Raw genomic sequence first — 17,105 nt, 5'->3', positions numbered from 1 at the left:
GATTTCGGAACTATCTCATGCACGACAAAACCATTGCCGAATTAGCTGACGGACTCAGAAAAAAAGAATTCAGCAGCATCGAATTGACACAGACTTTTCTGGCACGCATCCGGCTCTACGATCCGCATCTCAATTGCTTTGTGACCGTCACTGAAGAGCAGGCGCTAGCGCAGTCTGCAGCGGCGGATGCGGCGATATCACAGGGTTCTGCCGGTGTCTTGACCGGCGTCCCCATCGCTCAGAAAGATATCTTCTGCACCAAAGGCGTGAAGACGAGTTGCGGTTCGAAGATGCTCGATAATTTTATCGCCCCGTACGATGCCACGGTCGTTGAGCGATTCAAGCAGGCCGGAACGGTCATGCTGGGCAAACTCAACATGGATGAGTTTGCCATGGGGTCATCCAACGAAACGAGCTATTTCGGACCGGTAAAAAATCCGTGGGACACCGATGCGGTTCCGGGCGGTTCGTCCGGCGGCTCGGCGGCATCGGTGGCGGCCCGTCTGACTCCGGGGGCCACCGGTACCGATACTGGCGGATCGATTCGCCAGCCTGCGTCTTTTTGCGGCATCACTGGCTTGAAACCCACCTATGGTTTGGTTTCCCGCTGGGGAATGATCGCATTCGCGTCCAGCCTCGACCAAGGTGGTCCCATGGCCCGAACCGCGGAAGACTGCGCGCTCATGCTCCAAGTCATGGCCGGGTTCGACGAAAAGGACTCGACTAGCGTAGATAGGCCGGTGCCGAATTATTCCGCCTCTCTCAACAACAGCTTGGAAGGGCTCAGGATCGGCCTGCCCAAAGAGTTTTTCGATGAGGCCTTGGATTCGGACATCGCGCGCCTGATTGACGACGCTATTGACGAATATCGGAAGCTGGGCGCGACCGTGAAAGAGATTTCGTTGCCCAACATGAAGTTGTCGGTACCGGCTTATTACGTTGTGGCACCCGCCGAATGTTCGTCCAACCTGGCCCGCTATGACGGCGTCCGTTTCGGGTATCGCTGTAAGGATCCGAAAGACTTGCACGATCTGTACATGCGCTCTCGCGGTGAAGGTTTCGGTGCGGAAGTGAAGCGGCGCATTCTCATCGGCACTTATGCGCTGTCCGCGGGTTACTACGATGCCTATTACCTTAAAGCCCAAAAAGTCCGACGCTTGATCAGCGACGATTTCAAACGGGCCTTTGAGGATGTCGACGTGATCATGGGGCCTACCTCGCCGTCCGCTGCATTCCGCTTCGGCGAGAAGACCGCCGACCCTATCGCGATGTACCTGTCGGACATCTATACGATCGCCGTAAATTTGGCCGGTCTCCCCGGCATGTCGGTTCCGGTCGGATTTTCCAAGAATTTGCCGGTCGGCATGCAGATCATCGGCAATTACTTTTCCGAGGAGCGTTTGCTCAATGTCGCGCATCGGTATCAGCGAGCGACCGATTGGCACCGGCGGGCTCCGAAAGATTTCGTTTAAGAGGTTTGTATGGAATGGGAAACGGTCATCGGGTTGGAAATTCACGCCCAGCTCGCTACTAAATCCAAGATTTTTTCGGGTGCGGCTACGGCCTATGGCGCCGAGCCCAACACCCAGGCCTGTACGGTGGATTTGGGTTTGCCCGGCGTATTGCCCGTTTTGAACGGCGAGGCGGTGCGCATGGCGGTCAAATTCGGTCTCGCCATCGGCGCCCGCGTGGCTCCTTTTTCGGTATTCGCGCGCAAGAACTACTTCTACCCCGACTTGCCGAAGGGCTATCAAATCAGCCAATACGATCTTCCGGTCGTAAGCCAGGGGCATTTGAACATTTCCGTGGACGGCATCGAGAAAATCATTGGGATCACGCGCGCCCATTTGGAAGAAGACGCCGGCAAGTCCTTGCATGAAGATTTTCACGGCTTTACCGGAATCGACTTGAACCGGGCCGGCACGCCGCTGCTGGAAATCGTGTCCGAGCCGGATCTTCGCTCGGCGAAGGAGGCGGTGGTTTACATGAAAAAGCTGCATGCCCTAGTTCGATATTTGGAGATCTGCGACGGCAACATGCAGGAGGGATCGTTCCGTTGCGACGCCAACGTGTCGGTTCGCCCTAAAGGTCAGGAAAAATTCGGTACCCGTGCCGAAATCAAGAACCTGAACTCGTTCCGCTTCGTGGAGCGTGCCATCAACTACGAAATCGAGCGGCAGATCGAAATTCTCGAAAACGGCGGACAAGTCGTACAGGAAACCCGTTTGTACGATGCCAACAAGGACGAAACCCGCTCCATGCGCAGCAAGGAAGAAGCGAACGACTACCGCTATTTTCCCGATCCCGATCTGCTGCCTTTGGAAATATCGAGCAATTTTGTCGAAGACGTGCGCAAGGGGTTGCCCGAGTTGCCGGACGAAAAGCGCGACCGTTTCAAGTCCCAGTACGGTCTGAACGATTACGACGCGACCGTGCTGACGGCCACGCGGGAGCTTGCCGATTATTACGAAGCCGTGGTCAGGGAGTCGGCGGGCAGCGATCCCAAGTTATGTGCCAACTGGGTCATGGGCGACTTGTCCGGTGCACTCAACAAGGCCGGTCTAGAGATCGAGAAATGTCCGATCGAAGCGCCTCGCCTCGCGGGTCTCATCAGGCGCATCGCCGATAGTACGATCTCAGGAAAACTGGCTAAGCAGGTCTTCGAAGCGCTTTGGGAATCCGGCGAGACCGCCGACGCCATTATCGAAAAACAGGGGCTGAAACAAATCACCGATACCGGAGCGATCGAGAAAATCATCGATGAAATCATTGCGGCGAATCCGGAGCAGTTGGCACAGTACAAGGCCGGTAAAGACAAGCTGTTCGGATTTTTCGTCGGCCAGGCTATGAAGGCGACCCAAGGCAAGGCCAATCCGCAGCAGTTGAACGATTTGCTAAAGAAAAAATTGCAGTAGCCTTGCGTCATACCGCGGCGATCAGCAAGCCCTTAAGGTCCCATCGATCACTTCCCGAATCTAAGTGCCGCCCGAAGCGAGATGTTTCGGCGCGGTGGGACCGTTCGCGCGTTTGCCGGCCCAAGCCCCGTTTCTTGGCCGCACTCCATCGCCGGCGCAAGATCCCTGCCCCTTTCAATTGGCCGTTTTGACGCCCTATCCCGCTATGGAGACTTATTCGATTCCTGGTTTTGCCGATCCCGTAAGCTCTCTCATGCATTTGCTGGCCGCAGGCGTGTTTGCCGTTCTGGGGTTTTTCTTGATTCGCCGGGCCAGGGGCAACGTCGGCCACATAGTGGCTGTCGGGGTGTTCGTTTTTACCTGCATTTTTCTCCTCTCCATGAGCGGCGTGTTCCATCTGCTGTCCGTCGGCGGGGCAGGACGTGCGGTATTGCAGCGGCTGGATCATGCCGCGATCTTTTTGTTGATCGCCGGGAGTTTCACCCCTGTCCACTGCATTCTTTTCTCCGGTCTTTGGCGCTGGGGCTTTTTGCTTTTGATTTGGGGATTGGCGATTACGGGGTTGACCCTCAAGGTCATCTTTTTCCAGGACATCCCGGAAGCGCTCGGTTTGACGCTGTATTTAGGGTTAGGCTGGCTGGGGCTGGCGTCCGGGATAGCTGTTTGGCGCCGTTACGGTTTTTCATTCGTCAAAACGCTGCTGTTCAGCGCATTGGCTTACACCTCGGGAGCGCTTCTCGACTTTTTGCGATGGCCGGTTATCGTCGGCGGGGTGTTAGGCCCCCACGAGTTGTTCCATGTTGCTGTGTTGGCCGGCATCGGTTTCCATTGGCGGTTCGTGTGGAATAGTCTGAATCGGATCGAGCTGATAAAACCCGATCTGGCCGATGTAACGGAGCAGCAACCGTCCTGGCATGCCAGGACGGTTGAACAGATTTATGAGGCCGTTAGATCCGGTCCAAGCGGATTGACCGAAGAGGAGGCGGATCACCGTCTCGCCAAGCATGGATTCAATGAGATCGAGCAGGGCAAGGGGGCCCCGGCGTTCAGACTTTTTCTGTCGCAGTTCAAAAGCGTTCTGGTCGTTATTCTGCTGGTCGCCATCGGCTTTTCGGCTTATTTGGGGCATACCGTCGAATCCATCGTCATCGCGGTGATCGTTTTATTCGCCGTATTGCTCGGATTTTTCCAGGAGTACCGCGCCGAACGCGCGATGGAAGCCCTGCAGCAGATGGCGGCACCGATGGCTAGCGTGATGCGCGACGGCAAGTTCGTGGAGATACCCGCACGCTATCTGGTTCCCGGAGACGTTGTCCGTTTGCTGACCGGCAACCGCATTCCCGCCGATCTGCGTCTGATCGAAGCCGTAAACCTTCAAATCGACGAGGCGCCCCTAACAGGTGAATCGGCGCCGGTGGAAAAGCGTACCGCGCCGCTGAACGATCCTGGGCTAGCCATCGGTGATCGCCAAAATATGGGGTTTGCCGGCACCGCCGTGACCTATGGGCGGGGCCAGGGCATTGTCGTCGCGACCGGGATGGAAACCGAATTCGGGCGTATCGTGGGGCTCTTGCGCGGGGCTGAACAGCGCGAGACGCCGCTGCAGAAGAGCCTGGACAAAGTCGGGAACGTGCTCGCCGTCGCCGCCGTTTTCATCGTCGCTGTTATCGTTTCTCTCGGTATTTGGCGCGGCGAATCCTTCGAGCACATGCTGATCTTCGGCATTGCCCTGGCCGTTGCCGTGGTGCCCGAAGCCCTGCCTGCCGTGGTGACGATTTCTCTGGCCATCGGCGCTCGCCGGATGGTCCGGCGTCACGCGCTCATCCGGCGTTTGCCGGCCGTCGAGACCTTGGGCAGCACGTCAGTCATTTGTTCGGATAAGACCGGGACCTTGACCAAGGACGAAATGACCGTCCGCAAGATTTGGGTCTCCGGAAACCTGTTCAGCGTTACCGGTGCCGGTTACGAACCGGTGGGCCGGTTTCTCCATAAGGCTCGGGAAGTCGCTCCTACCCCTCCAGTGTTGAATCTGCTTCAAGCGGCGGCACTGGCGAGCGATGCGGGCGTGCATCGAACTGAAGAGGGCCGCTGGCAGGTTAAAGGCGATCCCACGGAAGGCGCGTTAGTGGTCGCTGCCGCCAAGGCCGGGTTAAAACTCTCCGAATTGGACCGCCGGTTTCCGCGCGTGGGCGAGATTCCCTTTACCTCGGAATCCAAGCGGATGACGACGCTCCATGAGAATGCCGAGGGCGGGCGGATAGCTTATTCCAAAGGTGCCTTGGAGGTCATTCTTAGCGCCAGCGATCGCTGGCTGAGCGCAGAGGGGGAGGCTCCTTTGGACGATGCGGCCCGCGGCGTGATACAGGCCGAAGCCGAGCGCTTGGCCGGCGAGGCGCTTCGTGTTCTGGCAGTGGCGCAAAAGGAAGACACGTCTCTGGAAACGGCTGAAAAAGACATGTGTTTCCTGGGGCTGGTCGGGATGATCGACCCGCCTCGCTCCGAGTCCAAGTCCGCCATCGCCACCTGCGAAAAGGCCGGCATTAAGGTCATCATGATTACGGGGGACCATCCTGCCACCGCCCGAGCGGTTGCCCGCGAGCTGGGCATTTTGAACCACGGACGAGTGATTACGGGCGTCGAACTGGACGCGATGAGCGATGAAGAATTCGCGCAGGCGGTCAGGCGAATCGAGGTCTTCGCCCGTGTCGCTCCCGAGCATAAGATTCGCATCGTCCGGACTCTGCAAGAACAAGGCCGCATCGTCGCCATGACCGGAGACGGCGTGAACGACGCTCCGGCTCTCAAACAGGCCGACATCGGAGTGGCTATGGGCATCACCGGCACCGATGTATCCAAGGAGGCCGCTGCAATGATGCTCACCGACGACAATTTCGCCTCCATCGTCGCCGCCGTAGAGGAAGGGCGGGGGATTTTCAGCAACATCAAGAAATACCTGATGTATCTGTTGTCTTCCAACATCGGTGAAATCGGCCTGATGGCGGGCGCTACGCTGGCAGGGTTGCCGCTGCCTTTAAGCGCGGTGCAAATTCTTTACGTGAATTTGGCTACCGATGGACTTCCCGCTCTGGCGTTGGCGGTCGATCCGATGGACAAAGCCTTGATGCAACAGAAGCCGCGCGACCCGAAGCAGGGGATTTTCAGTTTTCCCGTCGTTTCGCTGATGCTGGTCGGCGGTATTTGGTCGACTCTGGTCAATCTCAGTGTCTTTGTCTGGGCGTTACACAACGGCAACGAGCTTTCCAAGGCGATGACGGTGACTTTCGCGACGCTGGTCTCGATCGAGTTCTTCAAGGCCTACAATTTTCGATCCGACCGTTTTTCCGTGTTTCGTCGGCCGTTCGCGAACAAATGGCTGAATCTGGCGATCGCTTGGGAGGCGATGTTGCTCCTCGCTATCATCTATGTGCCGTTCTTTCAGGAGGCATTCGGCACTTTCGGCCTGTCGCGAATCGAGTGGGCGGTAGTGCTGGGCGCGTCGGCCACGATACTCCCGGTGTTGGAAGCAGCGAAGTGGATGATTCGGCGCGGGTGGTTCGACAGCCGGACCGAAGTCGGGCCAAGTCAGTGAAGGAGCCGCCGCTTCAGGCATGAGGAGGCCTGGTGATCATTGTTGCGCGGCGTATTGTCTAACAAGGCAAATTAGACATTCAGGGAGAAAACTCATGGCGCCGAGTAATTTCGCTGAGGCCAAGCACCTCGCCAAGATCGTCTTGAACAATTTCTTGATCGGTACTCTGGCGGTACTGCCAATCATCGTAGTGGCGCAGATCGTCATATTTCTCGCCCATTTGATTCTGAGTACGGTATTCGGCGTGCAAGAGGCGGTCGGCAATTACGGCATAACTTTTCTCGCGTTCGCCGGCGTTTTCGGCCTGCTGACTTACATCGGGCACACCGTCAACAAACGGCGCCATTCCCTGGTTCTTTCCCTAGTCGATCTCGCGATAGAGCGAGTTCCGTTCCTAAACACGGTTTACCGGGTGACCAAAAAGATTGTCGATATGTTTCGCAGCAGGCCCGATGAGCAAAAGCGGGAAATCGTTTATGTGGAATATCCTAGGGAAGGGATGTGGCTGCCGGCTTACGTCACGAACCGAGAGGGCGACAGATATGTTCTATACGTGCCCACTTCGCCGAATCCGACCAATGGGTTCACCGTCATCGTGCACGAGTCGAAGGTAGTCAAATCCGCTCTCGATATCTCGGAGGTGACGAGTTTCGTCATGAGCGTGGGGTCTGATTTTCCGAAATCGCAAGAGGCTCTAGGCCTGCCCCGTTAGCCGACTTTGCGCCGTGAGCGTTACAGGAGCAACGCGATTTCTTCGATTTGGCGCGCTTGATTGATCCGGAAACCTCGCATTTCAAGAACTCCCTTTGTGTTCAGGGAGATAATGATATATACCGCATCGGGATAGGCCGCTTGTTCGAGATCGACGGCGGAAGGCTCGGCGGGAGCGGCCGGATGCGAATGAAAGATCGCGAACAGTTCCTCTCCTCGCTCCCGCATTTTACGCATGGCATCGATTTGGTCCTGAGGTTCCATCTGGAACCGGCAGTCGGGCGTAGTCGACGCATTCTTGACCGGATAACAGTGGCTTGGGGTGCCGTCTTTCGCGCCGATCAGACCACAGACTTCAACTTCCGGCGATGTTTGGGCATAGTGCAACAGTTGGTTGACTAAGGGGCGGGGGATATGAATTTCTTTATCGTGCATGCTTTTATTCCGAAAAGGATCGGCTGCTCGGTTCCCACCGTGCGGTTGTGACGCGGAAGTGACCTTGAAGGTCGGAATGGCGGCTGATTTCGGCGTAACCGAATTCGTTCAGAAGGTCAGCCAGAGAATCCGCCTGATCGAAACCGTGTTCCAGTATGAGTTGTCCATGCGGTTTTAAGTAATCGCAGGCTTCCCGAGCAATGATCCGGAAAGCATCCAGTCCGTGTAGTCCGCCTGTTAGTGCCAAACTCGGTTCGAAGCGCACATCGCCTCGGTTTAAATGCGGATCATCGTCTGCGACATAAGGCGGATTGCTGACAATCAAATCGAACTGCTCGTCGCTTGCTACCGCATCGAACCAATCGCCCAGTCGAAAGCGAACGTTGCGGACGCCGTGCAGAACCGCATTTTCCTGCGCGAGGTTCAAAGCGCCGGGGCTAAGATCCGTTGCGGTGACGCGGGCTGCCGGGCGCTCTGCGGCGAGAGTCACGGCAATGGCGCCGCTGCCGGTCCCCAGATCCAGAATATCGGCCGTCTGGGATGCCGGAGTGGCCGCCAGCGCCAATTCGACCAGCAACTCGGTTTCGGGGCGTGGGATGAGCACGTCGGGGCTAACCCTAAACGTACGAGACCAGAACTCCTTTTCGCCGAATAGGTACGCGACCGGAGTTCCGGACTGTCGTCGCTCGATCAGATGGTGAAAACGGTCTTCTACATCGGGCGAAAGCTTTCGCTCCGGCCATGCGCGAAGATACGATCGATCTCGGTTTAATGCGCGGGCTAACAAAATTTCCGCATCGAGCCGCGCCGTTTCGCTCAAACCTTCGAGGCGACTTCTGGCGGTCTGAAGCGCGGCCGCTATGGTGATGCCGCTGGATCTCGGTGAGGCAAGAGGAGTACTCATCGCATTAGTCCTGGGCCAGTTGCGCCAGCAATTCGGCTTGGTGCTCATTGATCAAGGGATCGATTACCGGGTCGAGATCGCCCTCCATGATGGCTTCGAGCCGATAAAGAGTCAGGTTGATGCGATGGTCGGTGAGTCGGCCCTGGGGAAAGTTGTACGTACGTATGCGTTCCGAACGGTCGCCGCTGCCGACTTGCAGTTTACGTGAGGCGGCGATTTCGGCGCTCTGTTTTTCCTGTTCGGCGGAGAGGATGCGCGATTTCAGCAAAGACATGGCGCGAGCGCGGTTCTTGTGTTGAGAGCGCTCGTCCTGGCATTCCACGACAATCCCGGTGGGTATATGGGTAATGCGCACCGCCGAATCGGTCCGGTTGACGTGCTGGCCGCCGGCGCCCGATGCGCGGTAGGTATCGACTCTAAGATCGGCCGGGCTGATGTCGACGTCGATTTCGTCGGCCTCGGCCAGTACCGCGACCGTGCAGGCCGAAGTGTGAATACGGCCCTGGGCCTCTGTTTCCGGCACGCGTTGTACACGATGGGTGCCGGCCTCGAATTTGAGGCGTGAATAAACGTCCTGACCGCTGATGCGGACGATGATTTCTTTGTAGCCGCCGTGTTCGCCCTCGCTTTCGCTGATCACCTCCGCCTTCCATCCCTTTTGCTCGGCATAGCGGCTGTACATGCGGTATAAATCGCCGGAGAACAGTGCGGCCTCGGCACCACCGGTGCCGGCCCGGATTTCCAGAAAGATATTGCGTTCGTCGTTTGGATCCTTAGGCAGCAAAAGGATTTGCAATTCCTTTTCCAAGGCTTCCTTTCTGTCCTCGGCATCGACCAGTTCTTCCTTGGCGAGGCTACGCACCTGCGGGTCTCTGTCGTCGAGCAGACTCTGCGCGTAGGAAAGATCTTCGATTGCACCGAGATACTTGTTGAAACAGCCGACCAACGGATTGAGTTGAGCGTACTCGCGGCTCAGGGCACGGAAGCGGTCTTGATCGTTCTGAATCGACGGTTCGGCAAGGAGGGCGGTAATTTCTTCGAATCGCTGGGCAAGATGATCGAGTTTTTGGCGAATGGATGGTTTCACGTATTAAGAAGAGCTGTTTTTGAGTTGAAAAAGTTCTCGGGCGGCGGCAATCAGATCGTGCCGTTCATGGATGCCCGCTTGCTTGATTTGGACGCTGGGTATGTGAATCAATTTATTGGTGAGCAGATTCGCCAAAAGATCCAGCGCCTCTTCGGGAGATTTACCGCATCGTAATGCCTGTTTTGCTCGATGTAAGGCTTCGGCTCGGATCGTTTCGGCGTGGCTGCGGAAGTCGCGGATGGTGGAGGTCGCACCCTGAGCGCGCAACCAGCCCAAAAAATGCTCCACTTCGGTGTCGATAATTTCTTCGGCCTTCTTGGCTGCTTCCTGGCGCGATTTCAGGTTTTCTTCGATGGTGTTCCGCAGGTCGTCGACGGTATAGAGATAAACGTCCCTCAGTTGGGCGACTTCCGGTTCGATGTCGCGAGGCACGGCCAAATCCACCATGAACATCGGCTTATGCTTGCGGGCTTTGAGGGCGCTCTCGACGCCGCCTTTACCCAAAATCGGCAATTGGCTGGCGGTGGATGAAACGACGATGTCGGCCTTGGCCAAGTGCTTCGGCAATTCGGCCAATGAGATGGCAAACCCGTTGAACTGGGTGGCCAAAGTGTGTGCTTTGTCGTAGGTGCGGTTGGCGATTATCAGATGGCCGATTTTGCTTTCGGCCAGATGGCGGGCTGTCAGTTCGATCGTTTCTCCGGCGCCGATCAGTATGGCAGTCTGTTCGGAAAGATTGTCGAAAATTCGTTGTGCTAGGCGCACAGCCGCGAAAGCAACGGAAACGGGGCTGGAACCTATCGCGGTGTCGGTTCGTACCTTCTTGGCGGCGGTGAAGGTGTGCTGAAACAGTTTGCTCAGGGTTTTGCCGAGAGTTCCGGCTTCGGCTGCGGCTTGATAGGCCGATTTCATCTGTCCGAGAATCTGCGGCTCTCCCAGTATCATCGAGTCCAACCCGCAGGCGACGCGAAACATGTGACGGATCGTCTCAGCGTCGGTGTGGACATAGAGATACGGTTGAAAATCTTCCCGTTGAAGACTCTGCTCTTGAGCGATCCAGTCGATCAGAATGTTTTGATCGTCGGTTTCGACGCCACAGTACAATTCCGTTCGGTTGCACGTGGATAGAATCGCGGCTTCGCCAATTTGGGGTAATTGAATCAGATCCCGCAAGGCACATTTGATTCGTTCGGCCGGAAAGACCAGGCGTTCTCTGATCAAAATCGGTGCTGTGTTGTGATTCAACCCTAAGGTTAAAATGCTCATGAGCTCAAATTTCTGAGACTTTCCAAATATAATTCTAAGAAAAACCTCAAATGCAGCCAAATACCGTTGGTTCGGGTCTATTGTTGCATGTTACGGACAGCGTACAATCTCGCCGGCTTATAAGTCAGTCTACCCCGCTTTAATCGAAAGCTCGGGACATTTTCGCGATGCTGCTTCGGATGAAGGGAGAAAAGCGTTGTCAATACTATCCAAGGTTCTTTTATTAACTTCGGCTTAGGAATTTCGTCAGTGTTGAAACGATTGGTCTGTTTGGCGTGTGTCGGTGCTATTGGGCTATCGGGATGCGCGGGTATTAATCCATCGCGGCCTCATACTGACGAGTCCTTGGAAGGGGTCCGTCAAGCAGATGTCCAAGAGCTTAATCAGCATTCGGAAGTCGTCTACTTGTTATTGTCGGCAGAATTGGCCGGCCAGCGCGGGCAGTACGAGATTGCTCTGAACAATTATTTGGAAGCAGCCAAGCTTACCCAAGATGCTCAGGTTGCAGAGCGAGCAACACAAATCGGGCTCTATCTTAAGAATACAGAAAAAGCTCTAACAGCGGCTACATTGTGGAGCGAACGAGATCCGGGAAATGCCTCGGCGCGTCGTGTTGCGGCTTTGTTGCTTCTGAAAGCCGGGCAAACTGATAAGGCTCTGGATCAATTGAGGGCGCTACTGACCCTGCCCGACGTAGACCTGGAAAATGCATTGATCGAATTGGTCAAGTGGCTGGATTCGGAGGTTCCGAAGGAAGATGGGGCGAAAGTAATGCAGCGCTTGGTCACAGAATTTCCGAGTATGGCCGAGATTCACTTCGCGTATGCGCTTTTGGCCAGCAGCCGGGGTGAGTATCAGTTAGCCCTGCAGGAAGCAGAAAAAGCGCTGGCTCTGCACCCTGATTGGAATAGGGCTCGCCTATTGCAGGCCCAAGTCATGTCTCAGATGGGTGACTCCGAGGCGGCGAGGGCTACGGTTCAGAAGGCGCTGAGGAGCGATCCCAATAATGTCCGTTTGCGCCTGATCTATTCCCAATTTTTGGCGAAAGCTGGAGATTTTCGAGGGGCGGAGAAAGAGCTGACTCGTATTTTGGAGAAGGATCCGGATAACCATGATGCGCGTTTCGGCCTTGCGACATTGTTGATGGAGGCGGGGCAAGACGAGAAGGCGAGGAAAGAGTTTTCCGATCTAACGACCGTACCCAAGTGGCGGGGACAGGCCTATTTCTATTTGGGGTTGATCGAAGCGCGCCAGAATCGCCTGCAAAATGCGCTGGAGCGGTTCGACAAAGTTGGGTCCGGGCCATTGGAATTCGACGCTAAGGTTAATTCAATTACCGCGTTGATTAATCTCGGCCGTATGGCCGACGCTCGGCAGCGTTTAGTTGACGTGCGCAAAGAATTTCCGAATGAGGCGTTGCGGCTCTACCTGCTGGAGGCAGAGCTCTTGTCCAAAACTAAGGACTATGAGGCGGCGTTTGATTTGCTGACGGAGGCGTTGGAAGAAATGCCGGGCCAGATGGAGTTGCTTTATTCCCGCGCTTTGGTTGCCGAACAGCTAGACCGTGTCGAGGTGTTAGAGGCGGACCTGCGTGCAGTATTGGAAAAGAATCCAGACGATGCCAACGCGCTTAATGCCTTGGGTTACACCCTGGCCGATCGCGGCGACCGATTGGATGAAGCCAAGCGGTATCTCGATCGGGCAATAGAGCTGAAGCCAGACGATCCGGCTATCCTGGATAGTTACGGTTGGCTGCAATACCGTTTGGGAAACTACGATTCGGCACTCGATTATCTGCGGCGCGCTTATGAGTCGGTCAGTGATCCTGAGATAGCGGCACATTTGGGGGAGGTGTTGTGGGAGTCCGGTCGACATCAAGAAGCCAAAAAGATATGGAAAGAGGCGCTCAAGAAGGATCCAGGCCATGAGGACATGAAAAAAATTAAGATCAAGTATCGGGAAGCCTTCAAATAGCGGGTGTTAGAAAGGCCTAATTTTGTTTAGATTCCTTGTTTTTGTGTTGGTCGCGTCGCTGACCGGTTGCGCTGTTTTCAAAAAGGAGCCGCCTCGTCCTGCTCTAGCCCCAAAGGCCGAAGAGAAAAATTATGACTTAAAAGTCTGGCAGCTGGAGGGGCGGATTGGCGTGCAAACCGCGAACGATGCCTGGCAGGCTAATCTGTTCTGGGAGCACGATGCGGAGCAGGATCGCTTGCGAGTGTCGGGGCCTTTTAGCCAGGGCATGGTTTCTATCATTCTGCAAAAAGACCTGATTTACGTTAACGAAGGCGATGGGGTTACAGAGTTGTCCCGCGATCCCGACGCCATGTTAAAGGACCGGCTGGGGTTCGCCGTGCCATTGTCGAGCTTGCGGTACTGGATTGTGGGGTTGCCCGATCCGAACGAAACGCATACCCCTGTTTATGGGGAGTCCGGTTCCTTGCTGGGGTTTAGGCAATCGGGTTGGACGCTCCAGTTCCAAAATTATATGAATGTGGGGGGCCGGGTTATGCCGCAGAAGATCGCGATTCAAGGGCCAGATGTTAGGCTCAAACTAATAGCGGATAGCTGGCGTGTTAAGGGGTAGTGCATGATGGACGCGGAAGTGCTTCGTCTGCCAGCACCGGCCAAGCTTAATCTAATGCTGAGAATAGTGGGCCGGCGAGACGATGGTTACCACTTGCTCCAAACCGTATTTCAATTCATCGATCGTTGCGACTGGATTACGCTGCGCCGTCGCTCCGATGGCCGCATTCGGCTGTTGAGCCCGCTCCCCGGTGTGCCGGAAGAGCAGGATCTCACGGTAAGGGCTGCGCAACTCCTGCGTCGCGTAACCGATGTTGAATACGGAGTCGAGATTGAAATTGAGAAAAATCTGCCCATGGGAGGTGGGCTTGGGGGCGGAAGCTCGGATGCCGCAACAGCGCTGCTTGGGTTGAATGCCTTATGGCGGACAGGCTTGTCTTTGCAGGATCTGATGGTGTTGGGTCTGCAGTTGGGCGCTGACGTTCCGGTTTTTGTCAATGGTTGTTCGACCTGGGCCGAGGGGGTTGGGGAGGTGTTGACTCCATTGGAGCTGCCGGAGCCTTGGTATGTCGTCGTGGTGCCTAGCTGCCATGTGGCGACCGCGCAAATTTTTTCGGCGCCCGGTTTGACACGAAATAACAAACCGATCAAAATAGCGGACTTTCTTGCGGGGCAGCAGGAAAACCATTGTTTGCCTGTGGTTTCGGAATTCTACCCGGAAGTTGGAGTTGCCTTGAGCAGTTTGGGGCGTTTTGCGCCCGCCAGACTTACCGGTACCGGGGCCTGCGTGTTTGCCGCATTTTCTGATGAAGCTGATGCGCGGGCGGCGGCCATGACATTAGAGAGCGACTGGTCGGTGTTTGTCGCGCGAGGACGGAATCGGTCGGCTCTCCATCAGGCGCTGAAGCTGGTCTGAATAGGGCCGTCAACAACATTATTGGGGCGTAGCCAAGCGGTAAGGCACCGGGTTTTGATCCCGGCATTCCCAGGTTCGAATCCTGGCGCCCCAGCCATAGTAATTCCGACTCGACGTCTCGACTTTGGAGTGTCTTGAATGACAGACGCCTCGTTTATGGTGTTTTCCGGGAATGCCAACCCTGCCTTGGCCGAAGGCATTGTGCGCAAGCTGAACATGCGCTTGGGGATGGCAACCATTGGAAGATTCATTGACGGCGAAATAGCAGTCGAGATCGAGGAAAATGTCCGTGGGCGAGAGGTTTTTCTGATTCAGCCCACCTGCGCGCCAATCAATGAAAATATCATGGAATTGCTAGTCATGATCGACGCTTTTCGTCGGTCGTCGGCGTCCGTGATTACGGCAGTGATTCCTTACTACGGCTATGCGCGCCAAGACCGACGGATCAGGTCGGCCCGCGTTCCTATCACGGCAAAGCTGGTTGCCAAGATGATTTGTGCGGCAGGGGCGGATCGGGTGTTGACCGTGGATCTCCATGCCGATCAGATTCAAGGTTTTTTTGATGTTCCTGTGGATAACGTCTACGCGTCGCCAATTTTATTGGGCGATGTTTGGCGGCAGAAATATCAGAATCTGATTGTTGTTTCCCCCGACGTGGGCGGGGTGGTAAGGGCGCGGGCATTGGCCAAACGTCTCGACGATGCCGATTTGGCGATCATCGACAAGCGTCGTCCGAGGCCGAATGAGGCTAAAGTGATGAATATCATCGGCGATGTCGAAGGGCGCACCTGTATCATGGTCGATGACCTGGTGGACACGGCCGGAACCTTGTGCCGGGCGGCCGGCGCATTAAAGGACCATGGTGCGCGGCGAGTAGTGGCGTATTGTACTCACCCTGTGTTGTCCGGGCGGGCGATAGAAAATATCGAAGATTCGGTGCTCGATGAGTTGGTTGTGACGGATACGATTCCGCTGCGTCGGGATGCTCAGCAATGTAAAAAGATCCGGCAGTTGAGCGTCGCTGAGATGTTGGCGGAGACGATACGCCGTATCGCGGTCGGCGAGTCGGTCAGTTCGCTTTATGTAGATTGATCCAATTTTTTAACTCACTGCTAAGAGTATTTTGGAGAGAAAGATGGTAGGCAGTTTTGTCTTTGATGCTGAATTGAGAACGAATACCGGTAAAGGTGATGCGCGGCGGCTGCGTCGGGCTGGCAAGGTTCCGGCGGTTTTGTACGGCGGTAACGCCGACCCGATTGGCTTGGTGCTGGAGCACAATAAGGTCGTGAAGAGTCTGGAGAGCGAGGCCGTTTATTCCCATGTTCTGACTGTTAAGGTCAGTGGCCGAGAGGAGCGGGCGATCCTGAAGGGTTTGCAGAGGCATCCGAGTAAGCCGATTATCATGCATATGGATTTTCAGCGTGTAAGCCGGGGAGAGAAGATTCGCGTTCATGTGCCTTTGCATTTCGTCAATCAGGATATCTCGGTTGGCGTGAAAAAAGGCGGGGTAGTAACCCACAACTTGGTCGACGTGGAGGTCGCTTGTACACCGGACCAGCTACCCGAATACATAGAGGTTGATCTGGCGCATGTTGATGTGGGGCAGTCGGTCCATCTCTCGGATTTGAAGGTGCCTGAAGGAGTTGAAATTCTCGCTCTCGCTCATGGACCGGAGCACGATTTGCCGGTCGCGGCGATTCAGTCCGGGAAGGTTGCTGAATCGTCGGAGAGTCCGGCTGAATAGGCTGGTTCATTGCTGACAAAATGGCCGGGAGGGGCTTTTGTCTATTCGATTCCGGCTGGTTGTCGGTTTAGGGAATCCGACGACCAAATATGAAAAAACCCGGCATAACGCCGGGTTTTGGTTTGTGGATGAGCTCGCATCTTCGTATGGCGTTCCGTTTAGGGAGGATCGGCGTTTCGAGGGATTGGTCGCGACGCCGGAACTCGAAAACGAAAGCGTTCTGCTCCTAAAGCCGATGACGTTCATGAACCGGAGTGGGCAATCGGTCGCGGCACTGGCTCGATATTATAAAATCGGTGTCGAGCAGATATTGGTGGCTCACGATGAGCTCGATTTTGCTCCTGGTGTCGCTCGACTGAAATGCGGCGGTGGGCACGGGGGGCATAACGGTTTGAGGGATCTAATCGACAAGTTGGGGGCGGCTGGGTTTTGTCGTATACGCATTGGCATCGGTCACCCCGGTAATCGCGACGATGTCGTACCTTATGTGCTCGGCAAGCCGGGTAGTGACGAGCGCGAATCAATAGATCGCGCAATTTCTCGAGTGATCGAGCTGTTTCCCGCGATCTTGCAGGGGGATCTCGGCGCTGTAACAAGCTGTCTGCATAACGATTCAAGAATTGGCGCGTCTTGAATATTGACACCGACAATCGAATGCCGAATAATTCACATCTTAACCCTTGGAGGGGTTCCCGAGCGGTCAAAGGGATCAGACTGTAAATCTGACGGCTCTGCCTTCGAAGGTTCGAATCCTTCCCCCTCCACCATTAGATTTAGGATTTTGCGCGCGGGTGTAGTTCAATGGTAGAACCTCAGCCTTCCAAGCTGATGGCGTGGGTTCGATTCCCATCACCCGCTCCAGCAAAAAGGGCGTCAGGTTTCTTGCCCATATAGCTCAGTCGGTAGAGCACTTCCTTGGTAAGGAAGAGGTCACCGGTTCAAGTCCGGTTATGGGCTCCAGTTTGAATGTATCGGTTATCAGATTAAGGGGTATTGGCGGATGTCCAAAGAAAAG

Annotated in this window: 14 protein-coding genes and 4 tRNA genes; 14 read left to right on the top strand and 4 right to left on the bottom strand. The window is 55.5% G+C overall.

Annotated elements, in window-relative coordinates; genetic code table 11:
• Positions 1-17: 17 nt before the first annotated feature.
• From gatA to B2A78_RS24055, 4 genes are all read left to right on the top strand, one after another.
• Entirely contained in the window at positions 18-1,472 is a 1,455-nt protein-coding gene (gene gatA / locus B2A78_RS24070) for an Asp-tRNA(Asn)/Glu-tRNA(Gln) amidotransferase subunit GatA (RefSeq protein WP_077732591.1), read from the top strand.
• A gap of 9 nt (positions 1,473-1,481) precedes the next feature.
• A complete protein-coding gene (gene gatB / locus B2A78_RS24065) occupies positions 1,482-2,915 on the top strand; it encodes an Asp-tRNA(Asn)/Glu-tRNA(Gln) amidotransferase subunit GatB (protein WP_077732590.1) in 1,434 nt (477 codons plus the stop codon).
• A gap of 205 nt (positions 2,916-3,120) precedes the next feature.
• A complete protein-coding gene (locus B2A78_RS24060) occupies positions 3,121-6,504 on the top strand; it encodes a hemolysin III family protein (RefSeq protein WP_346425858.1) in 3,384 nt (1,127 codons plus the stop codon).
• A 94-nt stretch (positions 6,505-6,598) separates the two neighbouring features.
• Positions 6,599-7,216 carry a DUF502 domain-containing protein gene (locus tag B2A78_RS24055; RefSeq protein ID WP_077732588.1) on the top strand — a complete coding sequence of 206 codons (618 nt, stop codon included), beginning with the start codon at positions 6,599-6,601 and terminating at the stop codon, positions 7,214-7,216.
• 20 nt (positions 7,217-7,236) lie between these two features.
• On the opposite strand, the gene B2A78_RS24050 is transcribed toward B2A78_RS24055, so the two are convergent.
• From B2A78_RS24050 to hemA, 4 genes are read right to left on the bottom strand one after another with little or no spacing between them, the layout of a single operon-like run.
• A complete protein-coding gene (locus B2A78_RS24050; RefSeq protein ID WP_077732587.1) occupies positions 7,237-7,650 on the bottom strand; it encodes a M67 family metallopeptidase in 414 nt (137 codons plus the stop codon).
• A 4-nt stretch (positions 7,651-7,654) separates the two neighbouring features.
• Entirely contained in the window at positions 7,655-8,554 is a 900-nt protein-coding gene (gene prmC, locus B2A78_RS24045; RefSeq protein WP_077732586.1) for a peptide chain release factor N(5)-glutamine methyltransferase, read from the bottom strand.
• 4 nt (positions 8,555-8,558) lie between these two features.
• The gene (prfA, locus tag B2A78_RS24040; RefSeq protein WP_077732585.1) at positions 8,559-9,641 is read right to left on the bottom strand and encodes a peptide chain release factor 1; all 1,083 of its coding nucleotides are present in this window, start codon (positions 9,639-9,641) and stop codon (positions 8,559-8,561) included.
• A gap of 3 nt (positions 9,642-9,644) precedes the next feature.
• Positions 9,645-10,907, bottom strand: coding sequence for a glutamyl-tRNA reductase (hemA, locus tag B2A78_RS24035; protein WP_077732584.1), 1,263 nt, complete (start codon positions 10,905-10,907; stop codon positions 9,645-9,647).
• Positions 10,908-11,156: 249 nt separating this feature from the next.
• Here hemA and B2A78_RS24030 point away from each other — a divergent pair, with 249 nt between their 5' ends.
• From B2A78_RS24030 to B2A78_RS23985, 10 genes are all read left to right on the top strand, one after another.
• Positions 11,157-12,881 (top strand): tetratricopeptide repeat protein, encoded by a 1,725-nt coding sequence (locus B2A78_RS24030; protein WP_240502656.1) that lies wholly within the window; start codon positions 11,157-11,159, stop codon positions 12,879-12,881.
• 22 nt (positions 12,882-12,903) lie between these two features.
• Positions 12,904-13,491, top strand: coding sequence for a lipoprotein insertase outer membrane protein LolB (gene lolB, locus B2A78_RS24025; RefSeq protein ID WP_168175540.1), 588 nt, complete (start codon positions 12,904-12,906; stop codon positions 13,489-13,491).
• Positions 13,492-13,494: 3 nt separating this feature from the next.
• A complete protein-coding gene (ispE, locus tag B2A78_RS24020; RefSeq protein WP_205780891.1) occupies positions 13,495-14,346 on the top strand; it encodes a 4-(cytidine 5'-diphospho)-2-C-methyl-D-erythritol kinase in 852 nt (283 codons plus the stop codon).
• Between the two features lie 22 nt (positions 14,347-14,368).
• Positions 14,369-14,443 (top strand) — tRNA-Gln (locus B2A78_RS24015).
• Positions 14,444-14,484: 41 nt separating this feature from the next.
• Positions 14,485-15,438, top strand: a complete 954-nt coding sequence (locus tag B2A78_RS24010) for a ribose-phosphate diphosphokinase (protein WP_077732582.1) — start codon at positions 14,485-14,487, stop codon at positions 15,436-15,438.
• A gap of 43 nt (positions 15,439-15,481) precedes the next feature.
• Entirely contained in the window at positions 15,482-16,090 is a 609-nt protein-coding gene (locus tag B2A78_RS24005; protein WP_077732581.1) for a 50S ribosomal protein L25/general stress protein Ctc, read from the top strand.
• A gap of 37 nt (positions 16,091-16,127) precedes the next feature.
• Positions 16,128-16,724: an aminoacyl-tRNA hydrolase gene (pth, locus tag B2A78_RS24000; RefSeq protein WP_077732580.1), complete on the top strand. Its 597-nt coding sequence runs from the start codon at positions 16,128-16,130 to the stop codon at positions 16,722-16,724.
• A 48-nt stretch (positions 16,725-16,772) separates the two neighbouring features.
• A tRNA-Tyr gene (locus B2A78_RS23995) sits at positions 16,773-16,857 on the top strand.
• A gap of 20 nt (positions 16,858-16,877) precedes the next feature.
• Positions 16,878-16,951: transfer RNA gene (locus B2A78_RS23990), tRNA-Gly, on the top strand.
• A 23-nt stretch (positions 16,952-16,974) separates the two neighbouring features.
• Positions 16,975-17,050 (top strand) — tRNA-Thr (locus B2A78_RS23985).
• Positions 17,051-17,105: the final 55 nt, after the last annotated feature.

The organism is Methylocaldum sp. 14B, from assembly GCF_002005105.1.
Lineage (GTDB): Bacteria > Pseudomonadota > Gammaproteobacteria > Methylococcales > Methylococcaceae > Methylocaldum.
The sequence above is the reverse complement of the archived record's forward strand: the minus strand, read 5'-3'. Positions and strand labels throughout refer to the sequence as shown.

Bases quoted from the DNA above. Each gene is read 5' to 3' on its own strand.
- gatA (WP_077732591.1), top strand. From the start codon at position 18: ATGCACGACAAAACCATTGCCGAATTAGCTGACGGACTCAGAAAAAAA.
- gatB (WP_077732590.1), top strand. From the start codon at position 1,482: ATGGAATGGGAAACGGTCATCGGGTTGGAAATTCACGCCCAGCTCGCT.
- B2A78_RS24060 (WP_346425858.1), top strand. From the start codon at position 3,121: ATGGAGACTTATTCGATTCCTGGTTTTGCCGATCCCGTAAGCTCTCTC.
- B2A78_RS24055 (WP_077732588.1), top strand. From the start codon at position 6,599: ATGGCGCCGAGTAATTTCGCTGAGGCCAAGCACCTCGCCAAGATCGTC.
- B2A78_RS24050 (WP_077732587.1), bottom strand. From the start codon at position 7,650: ATGCACGATAAAGAAATTCATATCCCCCGCCCCTTAGTCAACCAACTG.
- prmC (WP_077732586.1), bottom strand. From the start codon at position 8,554: ATGAGTACTCCTCTTGCCTCACCGAGATCCAGCGGCATCACCATAGCG.
- hemA (WP_077732584.1), bottom strand. From the start codon at position 10,907: ATGAGCATTTTAACCTTAGGGTTGAATCACAACACAGCACCGATTTTG.
- ispE (WP_205780891.1), top strand. From the start codon at position 13,495: ATGATGGACGCGGAAGTGCTTCGTCTGCCAGCACCGGCCAAGCTTAAT.
- B2A78_RS24010 (WP_077732582.1), top strand. From the start codon at position 14,485: ATGACAGACGCCTCGTTTATGGTGTTTTCCGGGAATGCCAACCCTGCC.
- B2A78_RS24005 (WP_077732581.1), top strand. From the start codon at position 15,482: ATGGTAGGCAGTTTTGTCTTTGATGCTGAATTGAGAACGAATACCGGT.